At 67.8% G+C, this 17,072-nt stretch carries 17 protein-coding genes and 1 tRNA gene; 2 read left to right on the top strand and 16 right to left on the bottom strand.

Going from position 1 to position 17,072, the window contains the following annotated elements; translation table 11 throughout:
• Positions 1-109: 109 nt before the first annotated feature.
• From mpaA2 to mpaB (FFS56_RS19845), 6 genes are read right to left on the bottom strand one after another with little or no spacing between them, the layout of a single operon-like run.
• Positions 110-235: an MpaA2 family daptide-type RiPP gene (gene mpaA2, locus FFS56_RS20960; RefSeq protein WP_257021928.1), complete on the bottom strand. Its 126-nt coding sequence runs from the start codon at positions 233-235 to the stop codon at positions 110-112.
• Between the two features lie 41 nt (positions 236-276).
• Complete coding sequence (gene mpaA1, locus FFS56_RS20965) at positions 277-411, bottom strand: MpaA1 family daptide-type RiPP (protein WP_257021926.1); 135 nt, start codon at positions 409-411, stop codon at positions 277-279.
• The gene (mpaC, locus tag FFS56_RS19830; protein WP_127012553.1) at positions 412-1,602 is read right to left on the bottom strand and encodes a daptide-type RiPP biosynthesis dehydogenase; all 1,191 of its coding nucleotides are present in this window, start codon (positions 1,600-1,602) and stop codon (positions 412-414) included.
• Positions 1,599-2,858: a daptide-type RiPP biosynthesis aminotransferase gene (gene mpaD, locus FFS56_RS19835; protein WP_052748704.1), complete on the bottom strand. Its 1,260-nt coding sequence runs from the start codon at positions 2,856-2,858 to the stop codon at positions 1,599-1,601. The genes mpaC and mpaD overlap by 4 nt, the downstream gene beginning before the upstream one ends.
• Complete coding sequence (gene mpaB / locus FFS56_RS19840) at positions 2,855-3,898, bottom strand: daptide biosynthesis RiPP recognition protein (protein ID WP_127012554.1); 1,044 nt, start codon at positions 3,896-3,898, stop codon at positions 2,855-2,857. The genes mpaD and mpaB (FFS56_RS19840) overlap by 4 nt, the downstream gene beginning before the upstream one ends.
• Positions 3,898-4,950 (bottom strand): daptide biosynthesis RiPP recognition protein, encoded by a 1,053-nt coding sequence (mpaB, locus tag FFS56_RS19845; protein WP_231589685.1) that lies wholly within the window; start codon positions 4,948-4,950, stop codon positions 3,898-3,900. The genes mpaB (FFS56_RS19840) and mpaB (FFS56_RS19845) overlap by 1 nt, the downstream gene beginning before the upstream one ends.
• A 188-nt stretch (positions 4,951-5,138) precedes the next feature.
• Between mpaB (FFS56_RS19845) and FFS56_RS19850 the strand changes: the two genes are divergently transcribed.
• A tRNA-Ser gene (locus tag FFS56_RS19850) sits at positions 5,139-5,223 on the top strand.
• Between the two features lie 177 nt (positions 5,224-5,400).
• Here FFS56_RS19850 and FFS56_RS19855 read toward each other — a convergent pair.
• From FFS56_RS19855 to FFS56_RS19890, 8 genes are all read right to left on the bottom strand, one after another.
• On the bottom strand, positions 5,401-6,003 hold the full coding sequence (locus FFS56_RS19855) for a GNAT family N-acetyltransferase (RefSeq protein WP_046747887.1): 603 nt from the start codon (positions 6,001-6,003) through the stop codon (positions 5,401-5,403).
• 29 nt (positions 6,004-6,032) lie between these two features.
• Complete coding sequence (locus tag FFS56_RS19860) at positions 6,033-6,665, bottom strand: phosphatase PAP2 family protein (protein ID WP_233437321.1); 633 nt, start codon at positions 6,663-6,665, stop codon at positions 6,033-6,035.
• Between the two features lie 31 nt (positions 6,666-6,696).
• Positions 6,697-8,097 (bottom strand): multidrug effflux MFS transporter, encoded by a 1,401-nt coding sequence (locus FFS56_RS19865; protein ID WP_171011033.1) that lies wholly within the window; start codon positions 8,095-8,097, stop codon positions 6,697-6,699.
• A 153-nt stretch (positions 8,098-8,250) separates the two neighbouring features.
• Entirely contained in the window at positions 8,251-9,405 is a 1,155-nt protein-coding gene (locus FFS56_RS19870; protein ID WP_127012555.1) for a cystathionine gamma-synthase, read from the bottom strand.
• 75 nt (positions 9,406-9,480) lie between these two features.
• The gene (locus FFS56_RS19875) at positions 9,481-10,857 is read right to left on the bottom strand and encodes a cystathionine beta-synthase (protein ID WP_127012556.1); all 1,377 of its coding nucleotides are present in this window, start codon (positions 10,855-10,857) and stop codon (positions 9,481-9,483) included.
• Between the two features lie 96 nt (positions 10,858-10,953).
• Positions 10,954-11,916, bottom strand: coding sequence for a carbohydrate ABC transporter permease (locus FFS56_RS19880; protein ID WP_046747883.1), 963 nt, complete (start codon positions 11,914-11,916; stop codon positions 10,954-10,956).
• Positions 11,913-13,052 carry a sugar ABC transporter permease gene (locus FFS56_RS19885; RefSeq protein ID WP_197073161.1) on the bottom strand — a complete coding sequence of 380 codons (1,140 nt, stop codon included), beginning with the start codon at positions 13,050-13,052 and terminating at the stop codon, positions 11,913-11,915. Before FFS56_RS19885 ends, FFS56_RS19880 begins: the two co-directional genes overlap by 4 nt.
• A 102-nt stretch (positions 13,053-13,154) precedes the next feature.
• A complete protein-coding gene (locus tag FFS56_RS19890) occupies positions 13,155-14,471 on the bottom strand; it encodes an ABC transporter substrate-binding protein (RefSeq protein ID WP_046747882.1) in 1,317 nt (438 codons plus the stop codon).
• Between the two features lie 286 nt (positions 14,472-14,757).
• Here FFS56_RS19890 and FFS56_RS19895 point away from each other — a divergent pair, with 286 nt between their 5' ends.
• Positions 14,758-15,762 carry a LacI family DNA-binding transcriptional regulator gene (locus tag FFS56_RS19895; RefSeq protein ID WP_046747881.1) on the top strand — a complete coding sequence of 335 codons (1,005 nt, stop codon included), beginning with the start codon at positions 14,758-14,760 and terminating at the stop codon, positions 15,760-15,762.
• Between the two features lie 165 nt (positions 15,763-15,927).
• On the opposite strand, the gene rplL is transcribed toward FFS56_RS19895, so the two are convergent.
• Together rplL and rplJ are read right to left on the bottom strand one after the other, a co-directional pair.
• Positions 15,928-16,311, bottom strand: a complete 384-nt coding sequence (gene rplL / locus FFS56_RS19900) for a 50S ribosomal protein L7/L12 (protein WP_046747880.1) — start codon at positions 16,309-16,311, stop codon at positions 15,928-15,930.
• 48 nt (positions 16,312-16,359) lie between these two features.
• On the bottom strand, positions 16,360-16,848 hold the full coding sequence (gene rplJ, locus FFS56_RS19905) for a 50S ribosomal protein L10 (protein WP_017829129.1): 489 nt from the start codon (positions 16,846-16,848) through the stop codon (positions 16,360-16,362).
• Positions 16,849-17,072 lie beyond the last annotated feature (224 nt).

Genomic DNA, 17,072 nt, shown 5'->3' on the forward strand with positions numbered 1-17,072 from the left:
CCTGCCAATTCGGGCAATCCTCGATATGCAGCACCTGGATCTCCACACGCCCATTCTCCCACGCAACTCGCGGCGGCTGGCCACCCCGCACCTTCTTGATCAACACGCCCTAGGTCAGAGCGAGAATTCCGATGATGACGCCCACGGCGAATCCCCGCATGTAGTCATCGGTGTCGTTCAGCGCGTCCATGGCTTCGAGCTCTGTGAATTCGAGCGTCGGCATTGCGGCTTGCATGTTTCCTCCTTTCCGATGTCGACCACCTCGCCGGGATCGCGTCAGGTGGCAGCGGCCGCGCCGATCCCGATGAGGACCAGAGCACCGATCACGCCCTGATAGAAGCTGTCCCAGCTCGGCGCCTCCATCGCGTCCAGCTCCTGGAACTGGATCGTCTTCTGCGTGTTCTCCTTCATTCACTTCACCTCCTTCGGCTCGAACATCGACGGTCGGTCACCTGCACCGACCGCGTGGCTGCTCCAGCGGGATTCGCGGAGCACGTCGTGGAAGTCGCCTTCGACCAGGCCGGGGAGCATCGGCTGTCGGTTTCCCCATGCGCGCTCCGTGGTGAGTGCGATGTGGCGCATCTCATGGGCCGCGGGGCGTGACGGAAGCGGGATCCGCCATCGCTCGACGAGTGCCTCGATACCGGTGGCGGGATCGACGGGCAGGTCGATCACGCCGGCGACCTCGGTCCAGAAGCGCTCCAGGCTGCGCGCATCGCCCCATCGTGAGTCACCGGCACCGATGCGGCGCCAGACGGCGCCGCAGACCGCCGCCGTGGCGACCATCTTGCGAACGCCCAGTCGGAACGCCACCTCGTTCGCGAGGTACCAGTGCCGCGCGCTGAAGGGATCGCCGCCACGCAGCGCCGATGTGCGCTGCGTGGCGGCGCTGAGACGTGCCAGACGCGATCGTCCCGCAGTCGAGACGGTGTCGTGCGACGCCGCCGCGAGGAGGGCCCTGCCGAGGACGCTGGCGTCTCCGCGCGCTCTGTCCGTTCGCCGAGGACTCGTCGAGGCACCGGCGACACGGAGGAACGCCTCCAGCGCCCCCTCGGTCACCGCCGCGGAGGGGAGGGAGCTCAGCTGGCGCGGATCGAGCACGGCATGCCGCGGTCGCAGAGCACGGCCGACGATGAGACGGTAGCCCTGGTCGTTCTCGAGAACGGCCACGCAGTTCGTCTCCGACGAGGTGCCGAGCGTGGTCGGCACGGCCAGGAGGTCGACGGCCGGCGCCGCATCGGGCAGTACGGTGAGGGCCGATCGCGACGCGTGGCCGATGGCGTAGTCGAACATCCGTCGAGACACGAGCACGAGCGCGGCGATCTTGCTCGCATCGAGAATGCTCCCGCCCCCGACGGCCACGACCCTCCGCGGCGGACGGCGGATGATCTGCCGCGCGATCTCCCGCACGGTCGTCACGTCCGCCCGTTGCGCGTCGACGTCGATCCGCCGTGCCGCGTATCCGGCCAGGTGCGACGACGGGACGGCCGTGTCCGCGATCACGAGGGTGTCGTGTCCGGCGGTGAGGCGCGTGATCGTGCGCGATGCGCTCCCGTCTCCGTGCCACAGCGTGGGCACACGCGCCGAGAAGTCCGTGATCATGCCGCTGCACCCCGCGTGTGGGCGAGCCCCGCTCGCACCGCGGTCTCGGTCTCGCGGAGCTCCGCCGCGTCGAATCCGTACGCGGGTATCAGCTCGATGGAGCTCGGGCCCGGCTGCACCAGCACACCGCAGCGGGCGATGGCCGAGACGACCTCCAGCACCTCCGGGCCGGACAGCCCCGTCTCGTCGGGGTGTCGCAGACCCAGACCGACGAAGCATCCGCTCCCGGTGATCTCGGTCACCACGCCGTCCGCTTTCAGCCGCGCGGCCAGGTCCTGCACCTCGGTCGCGAGCGCCTGGGTGACGGTCTCCACGTCGATGCGCCGCAGTTCCTCGATCACCGCGACGATCGCCGCGGCACACGCCGGGGTTCCGGCCTGCGTCTCACCGTGCACGAACGTCCACCCGCCTCGGATGAATGCCGTGGCGATACGCGGACCGATCAGGAGGGCGGCCGCACCCATCACGCCGTTCGTCAGCGCTTTCGAGAGGATGAGCACATCGGGCGGCGCGGCCCACCTGTCGGTGGCGAGCATGGTCCCGGTGCGCCCGAATCCCGTCGCGACCTCGTCCGCGACGATCAGGAATCCGTACTGTTCGCGCAGTGCGAGAAGGCGCTCGACGAACGCACGGGACAGCGCATATGCGCCGCTGCCGAGCACAGGCTCCACGACCACCGAGGCCACTCTGGTGCCTTCCCGCTGCAACAGCGCAGCCAGCTCCTCGCCGTCGTCGGCGTGGGAGACGTGGCGGACCGCGCGACGGTCGACGCCGTAGACGGACTGCAACAGGTCGTCCCCGCTGAGGACGTGGCTGCCGTACATGGTGCCGTGATAGCTGCCCTTCAACCCCACGACCAGCGACCGAGCCGCCGAGCCGGTCTGCGCCCAGTACTGCCGTGCGAGCTTCATGGCCGCGTCGTTCGCCGCGCCACCCGAGGTCGAGAAGATGACGCGGTCGTACCGGCCAGGACCGGCGAGCTCGATGAGGGCATCCGCCGCGTCTTCGGCGTAGCGATGCGGCGCCCGGAACAGCGACAGGTACGACGCGTCACGCGTGACCCTGGCGACGGCCTCGCCGATGGCCGGGTTCCCGAAACCGAGCGGCACGTTCCAGAGTCCGCTCGTGGCGCACAGGCGCGTGGAGCCGTCGGCGAACGCGATCCGGTGTCCGGTGGCGCCGACGGCGATGCGATCCGGCGTGAACGTCGTGTCGGCGGGGAGCATCGACGTCCACAGGGCGTGCGGTGCGGTCATCGTGACGCCTCCTCAATAAGACGTCCGGAGAGAGGTCTGCCGCCGTGGATCCCCAGCGCGATGACCGCCTCGCGGCACATCATTCTGGCGTGGTCGTCCGGAATGCCGAGCGCGCGGGCCACGCGTTCGGTCGCGCGGTCGGGTGTGCTCGAGGTCTGGACGAGGGTCACGACGCGGGCCGTCTGCGGTGAGAGCAGCTGACGACGCAGAGTCGTCGTGTCCGCGAGTACGAAGCCTTCCGGGGTGTCGAGGAGGAAGGGGTCCGATGAGCGGGGCTCGGCGTCGGCGAGGTCGTCGTCGACGAGCAGCCAGCCGAAGCCCGAGATCCGCGCCGTCCCGTTCCCGAGCCCGAGCATCTTGATGAGGTCGGCGGCCCGGAGGTAGCGCCCGATCCACTCGTGAGCTCCGAGGTCGCCGGCGATCCGCTCCCTCGGCGCGATGCCGGACAGGGAGGCCGCGCGCGGCAACGGGGTGGCGAGGATCGCAGGCAGGTCGCCGACGTCTCCGAGAACCTCGCCCTGCACGCCGGCTCTGACGGCTCCGTCGTCACCGATGCGCAACGCGCTCGGGACATCGAAACCGTCGGGCGCCGCGAGCGTGTGCCGATCGGCCAAGAGCACGCGCGGATCGATCAACGCCGTCGGGAACACCCCCGTGTCCCGAGCGAGTTCCGCGTCGTCGATGAAGGCCTGCCAGCTGGAGGCATCGAAGAACCGGACCGCCGTGGGCCCGATGATCTGGATGAACGCCGCAGCGACGTAGTCCTGGAGCTCGACGCCGCGCTCACCGAAGAACACCTCGTCCCCGGGCTCACTCACGGCGCCGTCGTACCTGCCGACGCCGGCGACGCCCTCCCACGACGGGGTGCCCTCGGGCAGCAGGACCAGGTCGTCGCTACCCGCCACGTGGCGGACGGCATCCGTCTCAGTACCGCGCTCCACGAAGAAGATCCGTGAGTGATGCTCCCGCTCTCCGGTGATCCACTCCCGGAATGCTCGCGCTCCGAGGAGGTGCGGATCCGTCGCGCTCTGCCCGGGCATCAGGAGGCGTCCCGCCGACTCACGCCGAGATCGATCCCCGCATCGCGCAGCCGGTCGCCGAGTCTGTGCATCAGCGGCGCGATGCCCGTCGGCCGCACGCCGAGTTCGAAGGCCATCAACCCTGTCGCCGATGACTCGTCTCCGGTGGCCAGCAGACATTCGGTTGCCCGCGCAGCATCGATTCCGAGTCGGAGATGTATGCGGCGATGCGGATCGACCAGGACATACTCCTCTCCGTCGTCCGTCATGAGCAGAGGAGCGTCGGCCGACACGACGACGGGAAACGCCCCACTCTCGTCCAAGGCTCTGATGAGGTGTCCCCCGAAGCCGGAGATTGTCGGACGGCCACGGCTCCCGCGCCAATCCCGCAGCGCATCGAGCGCTGCCAGGTAGCGCCCGAACCACGGACGGTCGTCGAGGTCGGCATCGAGCACGCGAGGATCCATGATGCGGGCGAACGGCCTTCCGCGCCCGCCGACTCCGTCGGCGGCGACCCGCACTTCCGCTCTCGCGTCGCCCACCTGGCCGAGTAGCGCTCCGTCCGGGCCGTCGCGATACTCTCCGTCCGCCGTCACGTGCACGCGGACAAGGCCGCCACCGCACGCAGCGCTGGCGAGGAACGACGCGCGGGATTCCAGAGTCGCCATGGGGCTCAGCAGCTGGCCGACGAAGATCCCGTCGTCTCTGGCCGTGTCGGCATCGCTGAGGAAGGCAGCAAGCCCTTCGGCGCTTCCCTGACGGATGACGGTGGGCGAGACGATCGAGAGGAACGGCGCGGCGACGTACTCCTGCAGCTCGACGACGTGATGAGTGTCGAGCACCAGCCGGTCACCCGGCTCGCGGAAACGACCGCCGTACTCCATGACGTTCTCCTGCGCGAAGGAGGTCGAACGCGACGGCGTGAACACGACGTCGTTCCGCCCCGCCTCCCGGAGCACATCGGCCAGATGCGTCGCCGTCTCGAGGAAGAACACCGCCCCATCGCCGAGAGCACGCCGTCCGCTCACGTATTGCTCGAAAGCCGCCACGGTGCGGTGGCTGCGTCTCGTCATCGTCGAACTCGCCTGCATGCTTCCCCCAGAGAAACGTCGTATCGCGATCGAAGACGATACGTCCTCACATGAGGCTATACACGTGACGGGTGACGTGCAATATTTCACATCGATGGACGTTCACGTGCGGACTCCCGCCCTGTCACGCAGCCCTCCCCGCATCGGATAGGATGGACAGGTTGTTCCCTGGTGACGTGTCCGAGCGGCCGAAGGAGCACGCTTGGAAAGCGTGTGTTGTGCAAGCAACCGCGGGTTCGAATCCCGCCGTCACCGCCGAAAACGAGAAAAGCCTCCGCGCCAGCGGGGGCTTTTCTCGTATTCATCGAGCGATGGGGATTCGGGGAGGCACGAGCGCAGCGAGCACCGGAGTCCCGCCGTCACCGCCGAAAACGAGAAAAGCCTCCGCGCCAGCGGGAGCTTTTCTCGTTCGTGTCGGGCGCGGTCCTCCGCTCAGTCGTCGAAGCGCACGCCGTAGATCTGTCCGCCCGGTTCCGCCGGCAGTCGCGTCATGCCGAGGCGCTCGTAGAAGGCGGCTGCGCCCGTGTTGTCCGGGTCGATGCCGAGGTGCAGGCCGCGCACTCCGCGTCGGGTCAGCTCGGCGAACAGCGTCTCGATGAGTCGGCGCCCGAGTCCCTGCCCCTGGGTCTCCGGAAGCAGATCGATGTGCAGGTGGGCGGGGTGGTCGACGACGTTCGGCTCGATGCCGGCCGCGCGGCTGTAGCCGTAGTCGATCATCCTGTCCTCGCGGGTGACGATCTCGGCCGGTCGCGGGTAGCGGGCCTCGAGGGCGGGCCACCACTCCTCTCGGAACCACGTGTAGAAGGCGTCGGTGTCGTCGGTCGCCACGATGTAGCCGATCGTCCGCTCGTCGTCGCTCTCGACCACCCACGCGAGGTCCGGATGACGCTCGGCGTAGGGCACGGCGAACAGGTCGCCCCACAGCGAGTCGTCGGAGAGGACGCCGGTGGCATCCGCTCCGGCATCGGCCGTCTTCACGCAGATCTCGTACAGCGCGGCACGATCGGTGGGGCGGTACGGACGGATGCGAGACAAGACGACTCCTCTGGAGGGAACGGGGCCTCTCAGCCTATCGGCGCCTCGACCGCCGGCTTCCCGTTCTGCTGCACCCACGGAAGCAGCCAGGCGGCGAGCACCAGCACGACGCCGGCACCGACCAGAGCGCCGCCGAGGGTGTCGCTGGCCCAGTGTACCGACAGGAAGGTGCGCGAGAGCGCCATCGCGAGGATCCACGCCGCACCGACGATCGCCACCCAGACCCGCGGGAACAGGACCCAGAGCACGAGGGCGATGGTCGCGGCGTTCGCGGTGTGCCCTGAGGGGAAGGAACCGTAGTCGCTCACCACCAGCATGTCGTCCGGCCGAGCACGGCCGAACAGCTGCTTGAGCACCTGCACACCGGCGGCACTCGCAGCGAAGCAGAGCGCGGCGAACAGCGCACTGCGCCACCGACGCGCCAGCACGAGCGCCAGGATCGCCAACAAGGGCACCCCGAAGATCGCGACCCATCCCCCGCCGACCCAGTTCAGGACGAGGGCGAAGTCGACCATCCAGTCGGCCCTCGCTCCCGCGACGGTGTCGTTCCACCAGTTGTCGAAGCCCGGCGTCTGCGGGTAGGCGAACACCACCACGGCGCCGAGAATCGTCGCGAGCGCGAGGAGGCCCACTCCCCACCACAGCAGCATCCGCCTGTTCATCGTCCCATTCTGTCGGACGATGCCTGAACGCTCAGGGAGCGAGCATCCCGACCGTGCGCGGGCGCACCACGAACCAGAGCGACAGGATGCCGATCGCGGCGCAGCCGACCATGACGGAGGCCATGGTGGTCGCGGTGATACCCGCGTCATGCGAGAGCCAGCCCACGACCGGCGAGATGAGCCCGGCGACACCGAAGTTGGTCGCACCGATGATCGATGCGGCGGTCCCTGCTGCCTTCCCATGACGGTCGAGCGCGAGGACCTGCACGTTGGGGAACGTGAATCCGCAGGCCGTCATGAAGACGAACAGCGGGATGACCGTACCCCACAGCCCGAGACCGAGCTGGTCGGTGACGATGATGGCCGTTCCGGCGATGAGCAGCACGGCGGTGGAGTAGGCCATGACCCACTGCGGCCCGAAGCGCGCGGCCAGACGTGACGCGGTCTGGACTCCGACGACGACGCCGAGCGAGTTCACCGCGAACAGCAGACCGTACTGCTGCGCGTCGAGCCCGTGCGTCACCTGGAACAGGAAGGGGGACGCCGACAGGTAGGAGAACAGACCGGAGAACGTCATCCCGCCGATCACGAGCACGCCCAGGAACACCCGATCGGACAGCACCGAACGGTAACGCTGCAGCATGGTGGCACCGCCACGGTCCTGACGCCGCGCGACGGGAAGGGTCTCCGGGATGAACAGGATCGTCGACAGCAGCATCACGATGCCGTAGGCCGCGAGCACCCCGAAGATGCCGCGCCACGGCATGAGCGTGAGGAGCCAGGAGCCGATGAGCGGCGCGATGACCGGAGCCACACCGGAGACCAGGGCGAGGCGCGAGAGCATGACGACGAGTCGACGCCCGCCGAAGAGGTCGCGCACGATCGCCATGGCCACGACTCCTCCGGCCGCAGCGCCGATACCCATGAGCACGCGTGCCACGCTGAGCAGCGCGAGATCCGGGGCGAAGGCTGCGCCCACACTGGCCAGCACGTGCAGAGCGGTCACCGCGATGAGCGGCACACGGCGCCCGACCTTGTCGCTGAGCGGACCGACCACCAGTTGACCGAGCGCGAAGCCGATCATCGTTCCGGTCAGGGTCAGCTGGATGGCGGCTGCCGTGGTCTGGAAGTCCTGCTCCAGAACCGGGAAGGCGGGAAGGTAGAGGTCGATCGTGAACGGGCCGAGGGCCGTGAGCGCGCCGAGCAGGATGATGTACAGCGTGCGACGGCCGAGGGAGATGGCATCGCCCGGGTGCAGCATGATCGGCGCGGTCGCGGGGTTCGCGCCGAGGGTGCGGATGGCGCCGGTCGCGGTCGGGATGCGGATGCTTCCCGTCGCGGTGCGTTCCGGCGGCGAGATCTTCGGTGCGTCATCGGCGGAATCCTCCGCCTTCACGACGGGGAGGGAATCAGTGCGGGGAGCGTCGGACACGACGTCCTTCCAGAGTTCAGGGGATGCAATGGTCGAATCGATTCGACCAGGGGAAGCCCCCATGTTACCGCCGCCCGGACCGCTTCCACACGGACGAGAACGGAGAACGCACCCCCGCGGATCCGCGGAGGTGCGTCTCAGAAGGCGCCTCGATCAGCGCGAGATGCGGTCGAGTCCCTGCTCGAGGTCGGCGATCAGGTCGCCCACGTCTTCGATTCCCACCGAGAGCCGCACGATGTTCTCCGGGACGGCGAGCTCGGTACCTCGTACGGACGCGTGCGTCATGTCCGGCGGGTATCCGATGAGCGACTCGACACCGCCGAGCGACTCTGCGAGCTGGAACACCGAGGTGCTCTCGACGAAGGCGCGCGCCGCGTCGGCGCCGGCCGCGAGACCGAACGACAGCATCCCGCCGAAGGCGCTCATCTGCTTCGCCGCGATGTCGTGGCCGGGGTGCGAGGCGAGACCGGGGAAGTACACCTGGGCGAACTCCGGGCGGGCCTGCGCCCACTCGGCGATGGCCTGAGCGTTCTCGGAGTGCTGGCGCATCCGCAGCGCGAGCGTCTTGATGCCGCGGGTCGTCAGCCAGGCATCCAGCGGTGCGGAGACCGCGCCGACCGCGAACTGCTGGAACTTCACCTGCTCGAAGAACCGATCGTCCGCGAACACGACCGCACCGCCGAGCACGTCCGAGTGGCCGCCGAGGTACTTGGTCGTGGAGTGCACGACCAGGTCGGCGCCGAGCGCGAGCGGCTGCTGCAGCGCCGGCGAGGCGAACGTGTTGTCGACGACGACCGTGAGACCCGCCGCATGCGCGATCTCGGCGATCTGCGCGATGTCGACGATCTTCAGGAGCGGGTTGCTCGGCGTCTCCAGCCAGACGATCTTCGTCTCGGGGCGGATGGCGGCTCGGAGCGCGTCGATGTCTGCGAGCTCGACCGTCGTCGTCTCGATACCCCAGGGCGCCAGCACCCGGGTGAGGAGCCGGTACGTTCCGCCGTAGACGTCGTTGCCGAGCAGGACGTGGTCTCCCGGCTTCAGGATCCCGCGCAGCAGCGCGTCCTCCGCCGCGAGCCCCGAGGCGAAGGACAGCGCGCTCGCACCTCCCTCGAGAGCCGCGAGCTGCGTCTCGAGCGAAGAACGTGTGGGGTTCCCCGCACGGTTGTACTCGTACCCTGAGCGCAGGCCCCCGACGCTGTCCTGCACGTGCGTGGAGGACTGATAGATCGGCGGGATGATCGCGCCCGTGACGGGGTCTGGCGCTTGTCCTGCGTGGATGGCTCGGGTGGCGAAGGCGTGATCGGACATGCTCCTCAGCCTACGTCCGCGCTCGCACGGACGGCCGTCCGGTTACGCCCCGGGTCGGCCGATATCCCGACATCCTCAGCGCGACAGATAGGCGAGCAGATCCTGACGCGTCAGCACCGTATGCGGCTTGCCGTCTTCGGTCACCAGCAGCGCGTCGGCATCGGCGAGCGCTGCCTTGGCCTGAGCGACGGGAGCGTGGATGCCGACGAGCGGCAGCCTCTCCCCCACGTGCGCCCCCACGGCGTCCGTCGCGTTCGCCTCACCACGGAACAGCAGGTCGAGCAGCCCCTTCTCGTCGACGGTGCCGACCACCTCGCCCATCATCACGGGCGGCTCGGCGCTCAGCACGACCAGCTGCGAGACGTCGTACTCGGTCATCATCCCGATGGCCTCGAGCACGGTGTCGGTGGGATGGGCGTGAACCAGGTCGGGGATGCCCGCGCCCTGTCGCGACGGACGAGCGGCGAGCACGTCGGCGACGGTCTCTCCCTCCTCCAGCTCGCTGAAGCCGTAGGAGCGCATCCATCCGTCGTTGAAGATCTTGCCCAGGTAGCCGCGCCCGCCGTCGGGGAGCAGCACCACCATCACGGCATCCGCGGGCAGATCCCGCGCGACGCGCAGCGCACCGACCACGGCCATGCCGCTCGATCCGCCGACGAGGATGCCCTCCTCGCGGGCAAGCCGCCGCGTCATGGCGAAGGCCTCTGCGTCTCCGACCGCGACGACCTCGTGCGGCACGGTCGGATCGTAGGCACCGGGCCAGATGTCCTCGCCCACGCCCTCCACCAAGTACGGACGACCGGTCCCGCCGCTGTAGACGCTCCCCTCGGGGTCGACTCCGACGATGCGCACCCGTCCGTCAGAGACTTCACGCAGGTAGCGACCCGTGCCCGTGATCGTGCCACCGGTACCGACGCCGGCGACGAAGTGCGTGACCTCGCCGTCGGTGTCGCGCCAGATCTCCGGCCCCGTCGTCTCGTAGTGGCTACGCGGGCCGTTCGGGTTCTCGTACTGGTTGGGCTTGAAGGCACCGGGGATCTCGCGCGCGAGCCGGTCGCTCACGCTGTAGTACGACTCGGGACTGTCGGGGGCCACCGAGGTCGGCGTCACGACGATCTCGGCGCCGTAGGCCCGCAACACGTCGATCTTGTCCTCGCCGACCTTGTCCGGCAGCACGAAGACGCAGCTGTAGCCGCGCTGCTGAGCGACGAGCGCCAACCCCACCCCGGTGTTGCCGCTGGTCGCTTCGACGATCGTGCCCCCGGGCTTCAGGTCGCCCGACGCCTCCGCGGCATCGATGATCCGCGCGGCGATGCGATCCTTCGACGACCCGCCGGGGTTCAGGTACTCCAGCTTCACGAGCACTGTGCACGCCACACCCTCGGTGACGCGATTCAGCTTCACGAGGGGCGTGTCGCCGACGAGGTCGACGATCGAGTCTGCGTACTTCATGACTTCAGGGTAGACGCGCGGATGCCGCGACCGGGGCTGTGTTGCACCCGACCGCGGCATCCGTCCTCTCGAAAGGCCCCCGGTGTCTCTCGAAGGTCAGCCCTTCGTCGATCCGGCCAGCAGGCCGCGGACGAAGTAGCGCTGCAGAGCGAAGAACACGATCAGCGGCACGATGATCGACACGAAGGCGCCCGCCGTGAGCAGATACCAGTCGTTTCCTCTGGTTCCGGTGATCTCGGCCAGCAGCTTCGTGATCGGCGCGGCAGCTCCATCGGCGAACACCAGTCCGACGAGCAGGTCGTTCCAGACCCACAGGAACTGGAAGATCGCGACGGATGCGATCGCCGGCATCGTCAGCGGCAGCACCACGCGGAAGAAGATCTGGCCGCGGGACGCACCGTCGACGCGGGCCGCCTCGATGATCTCCCCCGGGATCTCCGACATGAAGTTGTGCAGCAGGTAGATCGCCAGCGGCAGCGCGAACATGGTGTGCGCGATCCACACCTGCGCGTAGCCGTCCGACGCGCCGAGCGGCTGCGTCACCTGGAGGCCGAAGAGATTGATCCCTCGCGAGAACGAACTCAGCAGCGGCACCAGGGCCATCTGGATCGGCACGATCTGCAGGGCGAACACGAAGATGAACAGCGCGTTGCGGCCCTTGAAGTCGATCCACGCGAAGGCGTAGGCCGCCATCGAGGCGATCATCAGCGGTACGAGCGTGGCCGGGATCGTGATCGCGATCGAGTTGACGAACGACTCGAGGATCGTGAGCTGCGTCGTGCCGGACTGCAGCACGTCGACGTAGTTCTCGATCGTCACCTGCGGATCGGCGAAGAACGTCCACCATCCGCTCGACTGGATCTGATCGCGCGGCCGGAACGAGGAGATGAACAGCCCGAGCGTCGGGATCGTCCAGAGCACCGCGATCACGATGGAGGCGACGGACGCCCAGGGGCGCGACAGCTTCTTGCGAGCGCGTCCTGCGGAGCCTTCGATGCCGCCTCCGGTCGTGATGGCGCGGGTGCTGACAGCGGTTTCGGACTTCACGGTGTCGGTCATCGGATCTCCCGCTGCTTCTTGATCTGGCGTGCGTTGTAGATGACGATCGGCAGCACCAGGATGAACAGGATCACGGAGAGCGCGGCACTGCGTCCGGCCTCGAACTTCGAGAACTGGGTGTACATCTCGTTCGCGAGCACCGAGGTGCCGTAGTTGCCGGCGGTCATCGTCCTGACGATGTCGAACACCTTCAGCGAGGCGATCGAGATCGTCGTCAGCACCACGATCAGTGCGGGGCGGATGGAGGGGATCGTCACCGAGATGAAGCGCTCCCAGGCATTCGCACCGTCGAGCTCCGCCGCTTCGAGCAGTTCCTGCGGCACGCCCTTGATCGACGCGGACAGCAGCACCATGGCGAAACCGGTCTGCACCCAGATGAGCACCACGATCAGGAACAGCGTATTCCAGGGCTCGTTCAGCAGCCACTGCTGCGGCTCACCGCCGAACCACACCATGATCTGGTTGAGCAGACCGATCTGCTCGAACTGGGGGCCGCGGTACTCGTACATGAACCGCCAGATGATGCCGGCCCCGACGAAGGAGATCGCCATGGGCATGAACACGAGGACCTTGTAGATCTTCTCGCCGCGGGTGCGGTCGATGAACACCGCGTAGGCGAGACCGACGATGGTCGACACGGTCGGGACGAGCAGCACCCAGATGATCGTGTTGACGACCGAGGTGATGCCATCGGACTGCGTGAAGATCCACAGGTAGTTGGCGAACCCGACGAAGTCCTTCCCCGACGAGTTCAGGAACGACGAGTACATCGTCTGGATGGACGGCAGGATCAGGCCGACCAGCAGCAGCAGGATGGCTGGTGCCATGAAGGCGACGAGCTGGATCAGATAGCCGGCGCCGTCGCGTGATCGATAGTCGAGCCAGAAGAACAGCGCCCCGACCGCGACCGCCACTCCCATCGCCCAGTAGTAGGAGTTGAAGAACCACATCACGGCGAACGGGATAAGCAGGCACATCGCCAGCCGGATGCCGGTGTAGAGCGCTCCCCTGCGTGGAGCGATGTCCACGAGGAACAGGATGAGCGCCACAACCACCGCGAAAGCGATGACGACGGCGACCGCCTGCAGGATCGGCGGGAGCGAGCCGATCCACTGGAAGAAAATAGTCGCGTTCACGGATTCCCCTTCATCACGCGGAGCGTAACGACGACCGCGCATCGGCGTGCGGCGTCGAGAGATGAGGAGGGCTGCCTCCCAGAGGGCAGCCCTCCTCGTCTATCAGCTGGCGGGCCAGCCCGTCTGGATCTGCGTGAGGACGTCGTCCGTCGGCGTGCCGTTGACCCAGGCCACGATGCCCTTCCAGAACGTGCCGGCGCCGACGGCACCCGGCATCAGGTCGGACGCGTCGAAGCGGAAGGTGGTGTCCGGGTCCTGAAGGATCTTGATGGTCTCCTGCAGGATCGGGTCCTTCGCGTTCGCCGGGTCGAGCCCGTTGTTGGCCGAGGTCACGCCGCCGAGGCTGACGCGGCTGTTCGCCCACTCAGGGCTCGAGAGGTACTCGAGCACCTTCTGGGTGGCCTCGGAGTCGGTGAACGCTCCGACGATCTCACCGGCACCGGTCACGGCCTTGTCGTCGGCGCTCTCACCCGGGAGCATGAACGCCCAGACGTCGCCGTCCTCCGCGACCGTCGTGCCGTCGGGGAAGAAGCCCGAGAGGAACGAGGCCTGGTGCGTCAGCGCGCACTCGCCGGCGGCGAGCTTGGGAGCGACGTCACCGAACGCGGTGGAGTTGATCGAGCGGACGTCACCGAAGCCGGCGTTGACGTTGGCCGGGTTCAGCAGGACCTCGCCGACCGAGTCGAACGCCTGCTTGATCTGCGGGTCGGTGAACTTGACCTCGTTGGTGACCCACTGGTCGTAGACCTCCGGACCGGACTGACGCAGCACGTAGTCCTCGACCCAGTCCGTTCCCGGCCATCCGGTCGCGGTGCCCGACTCGAAGCCGGCGCACCAGGCGGGCGTGCCCGTCGCAGCCTGGATCTTGTCGGTGAGGGCGCTCATCTCATCGAGCGTGGTCGGAACCTCGACGCCCCATTCCTTGAACTTCGCGGGCGAGTACCAGATCCACCCCTTGACGTTGGCCATGAGCGGAGCGCCGTAGAAGGTGCCGTCGACCGTGCCGTAGTTGACCCAGTCCTCGGTCCAGTACTCGTTGGCGTTCTTCTCGACCGCTTCCGGAGCGGGCTTCAGGTAGTCGCGGTTGGCGAAGTCGGCGAACAGGCCCGGCTGCGGGAAGATCGCGATGTCCGGCGGGTTGCCGCCCTGTGCGCGGGTGCCGAGCTGCGTCTCGAAGTCCTGGCTGCCCTCGTACTTGATCGTGATGCCGTTCTCGTCGGCCCAGTCCTTCCAGGACTCCTGGAGGAGCTTCGCCTCATCGTCGACGATCGTGCCGTAGATCGTGACGGTGGCGTCGCCTCCGTCTCCTCCGCCGGTGCTCGGTGCTCCACCGGGAGCCCCGCATCCGGCGAGCGCGATGCCCGCGACCCCCAGCAGGGCGAGCGGCGCGTAACGCCGGGAACGCTGTGACAGAGTCATGTGAATTCTCCTCTTCGAGTACAGGTTCCCGGCTGGTGCGACGCCACCCCGGGGCATCGTTAGGGAACCGATTCCAGGCCAACCTACTGGCGATCAGCATCACCGCACAACACGCTAGGGTCACAAGCTCGCAACCATTCGCGGTGCTCGCATCACACACATGGGAGCGCTCCCTCGCCGAACGCCTGGAACCGGTTCCTTTTTCGCGTGCCGGCGGCTACGCTGTGACGCGGCGCGCACCCTGCGCCGGGTCCACGCAGCCGCGTGATCAGGTCGAGGAGGACCGATGAGCACGATCGCGGACGTCGCGTCACGTGCTGGCGTGTCGAAGGCCACCGCGAGCCGCGCCCTGAGCGGCCGTGGGTACGTGTCGACAGCGACCAGGCAGCGCGTCGCGGACGCTGCGCGCGAACTCTCCTACGTCGCCCATTCGTCCGCGACAAGCCTGGCGACGGGGCGCACCCGCACCGTGGGAGTGGTCATGCCCCCGGTGGACCGATGGTTCTTCGCCGAACTGCTCGCCGGAGTGCAGGAGTCGCTCTTCGCTCTGGACTACGACCTGTCGCTGTACGGCGTGCCCGAGGGCTCGAAGACCAGGGAGCGGCTGTTCGAGAGCATCCTCCCCGGGCGCCGCTTCGACGGCATCATCGCGGTCGGCATCCAACCGAGCGCCCGTGAACTCGAGCGACTGCAGCAGGCGGGGCGCCCCCTCGTCAGCGTGGGGCCCTACAGCGAGGGGTCGAGCGCCGTGTCCATCGACGACACCGCCGCCGCGCGTATCGCCACCGAGCACCTCATCGAGCTCGGGCACACCGACATCGCCTTCGTCGGCGGATCGACGGATGCCGCGGAGCTGAGCTTCGGCGATGCACAGCGACTCGACGGCTATCGTGGCGCCCTGCGGGCCGCTGGTCTCTCGGCGCACGCCCGCATCGCCGGCGCGGCCCCGACCATGCCCGGCGGCTATACGGCTGCGGCCGGACTGCTCGGCGACAGACGCCGACGCCCGACCGCGATCGTCGGAGTGTGCGACGAGGCCGCGATCGGCGCGATCATCGCGGCCAGACGTCTGGGGATCGCCGTTCCGACGGAGCTCAGCGTCGTCGGAGTCGACGATCACGAACACGCGGATATGTTCGCGCTGACCACGATCGGCCAGTCGCCGCGCGACCAGGGCCATGAGGCCGTGCGTCTGCTGACGCAGCAGATGGAGGACCCGGACGCTCCGCTCGAGCGCGTCGACGCCGCATCCGCCCTCGTGGTACGCAGCTCTACTGCTCCCCCGCGCTGAGCTCGCAACATTCCGGGGATGCCGGCGGCGGTGCCGTTGCCGGCATCCCTCGGTGCCGTCGGCGCGAGCAGTCTGGGACGCCTGGAACATCGGGAACGCCCCGGGCACGCACGAAGGCCCCGGGCGAACCCGGGGCCTTCGATGAGAAACGCGTGAGCGTCGCGATTACTTGAGGGTAACCGTTGCGCCTGCCTCTTCGAGAGCAGCCTTGGCCTTGTCGGCGGTCTCCTTGTTGGCGCCCTCAAGGACGGCCTTCGGGGCACCGTCGACGACAGCCTTGGCCTCGCCGAGACCCAGCGAGGTGAGCTCGCGGACGGTCTTGATGACCTGGATCTTCTTGTCGCCAGCGGCCTCGAGGATGACGTCGAAGGAGTCCTTCTCTTCCTCAGCCTCAGCAGCGCCTGCGCCACCCGCAGCACCGGCGACGGCGACGGGAGCAGCAGCGGTGACCTCGAACTTCTCCTCGAACGCCTTCACGAACTCGTTGAGCTCGATGAGGGTCAGGCCGGCGAACTGCTCGAGCAGTTCCTCGGTGGAAAGCTTCGCCATGATGTATCTCCTAGATAGATGGGGTTTGTAGACGAGATCGCCGGTCGCTTACGCGGCCTCTGCGGTCTCCAGCTTTTCGCGAAGAGCATCGATGGTGGCCGCAGCCTTGCCCATCGTCGCCTTCATCATGCCCGCAGCCTTCGCCAGCAGAACCTCACGGCTCTCCAGCGCGGCGTACTTGTTGACCTCGTCCGCGGTGAGGGCGTTGCCCTCGAAGATGCCGGACTTGATCACGAGAAGCGGGTTGGCCTTGGCGAAGTCACGCAGAGCCTTGGCGGTGGCGACGAAGTCACCGTGCACGAACGCGACGGCCGACGGACCCTTGAGGTCGTCGTCCAGCGCGGAGATGCCAGCCTTGTTGGCGGCGATCTTGGTCAGCGTGTTCTTCACCACGGCGTACTCAGCGTCCTGACGGATGCTGTTGCGCAGCTCCTTGAGCTGGGCAACCGTCAGACCGCGGTACTCGGTCAGCAGAACGGCAGTCGAGTTCTCGAATGACTTCGTGAGCTCGGCGACCGATGCATCCTTCTGCGCCATGGTCACTCCTTGGTGTGTACGAGGCGCCGCACGGTGGTGAGGCGCCGACCTGGACCACCTGCAAAGAGAAAAGCTCCGGCGCAAGCGCACGGAGCTTTGGAAAGTTCGTGTCCTGCGCGGGCCCCTGCGATGCAGAGCTTCGATCCTGTGCACTCACGCGCACACGATGACCAGCGGTCTTCGGTTCCCCACAACTCTACCCCACCCCCGCCTCTACCCCCAAA

Source organism: Microbacterium sp. Beta (assembly GCF_005502545.1).
Classification (GTDB): domain Bacteria; phylum Actinomycetota; class Actinomycetes; order Actinomycetales; family Microbacteriaceae; genus Microbacterium; species Microbacterium oxydans.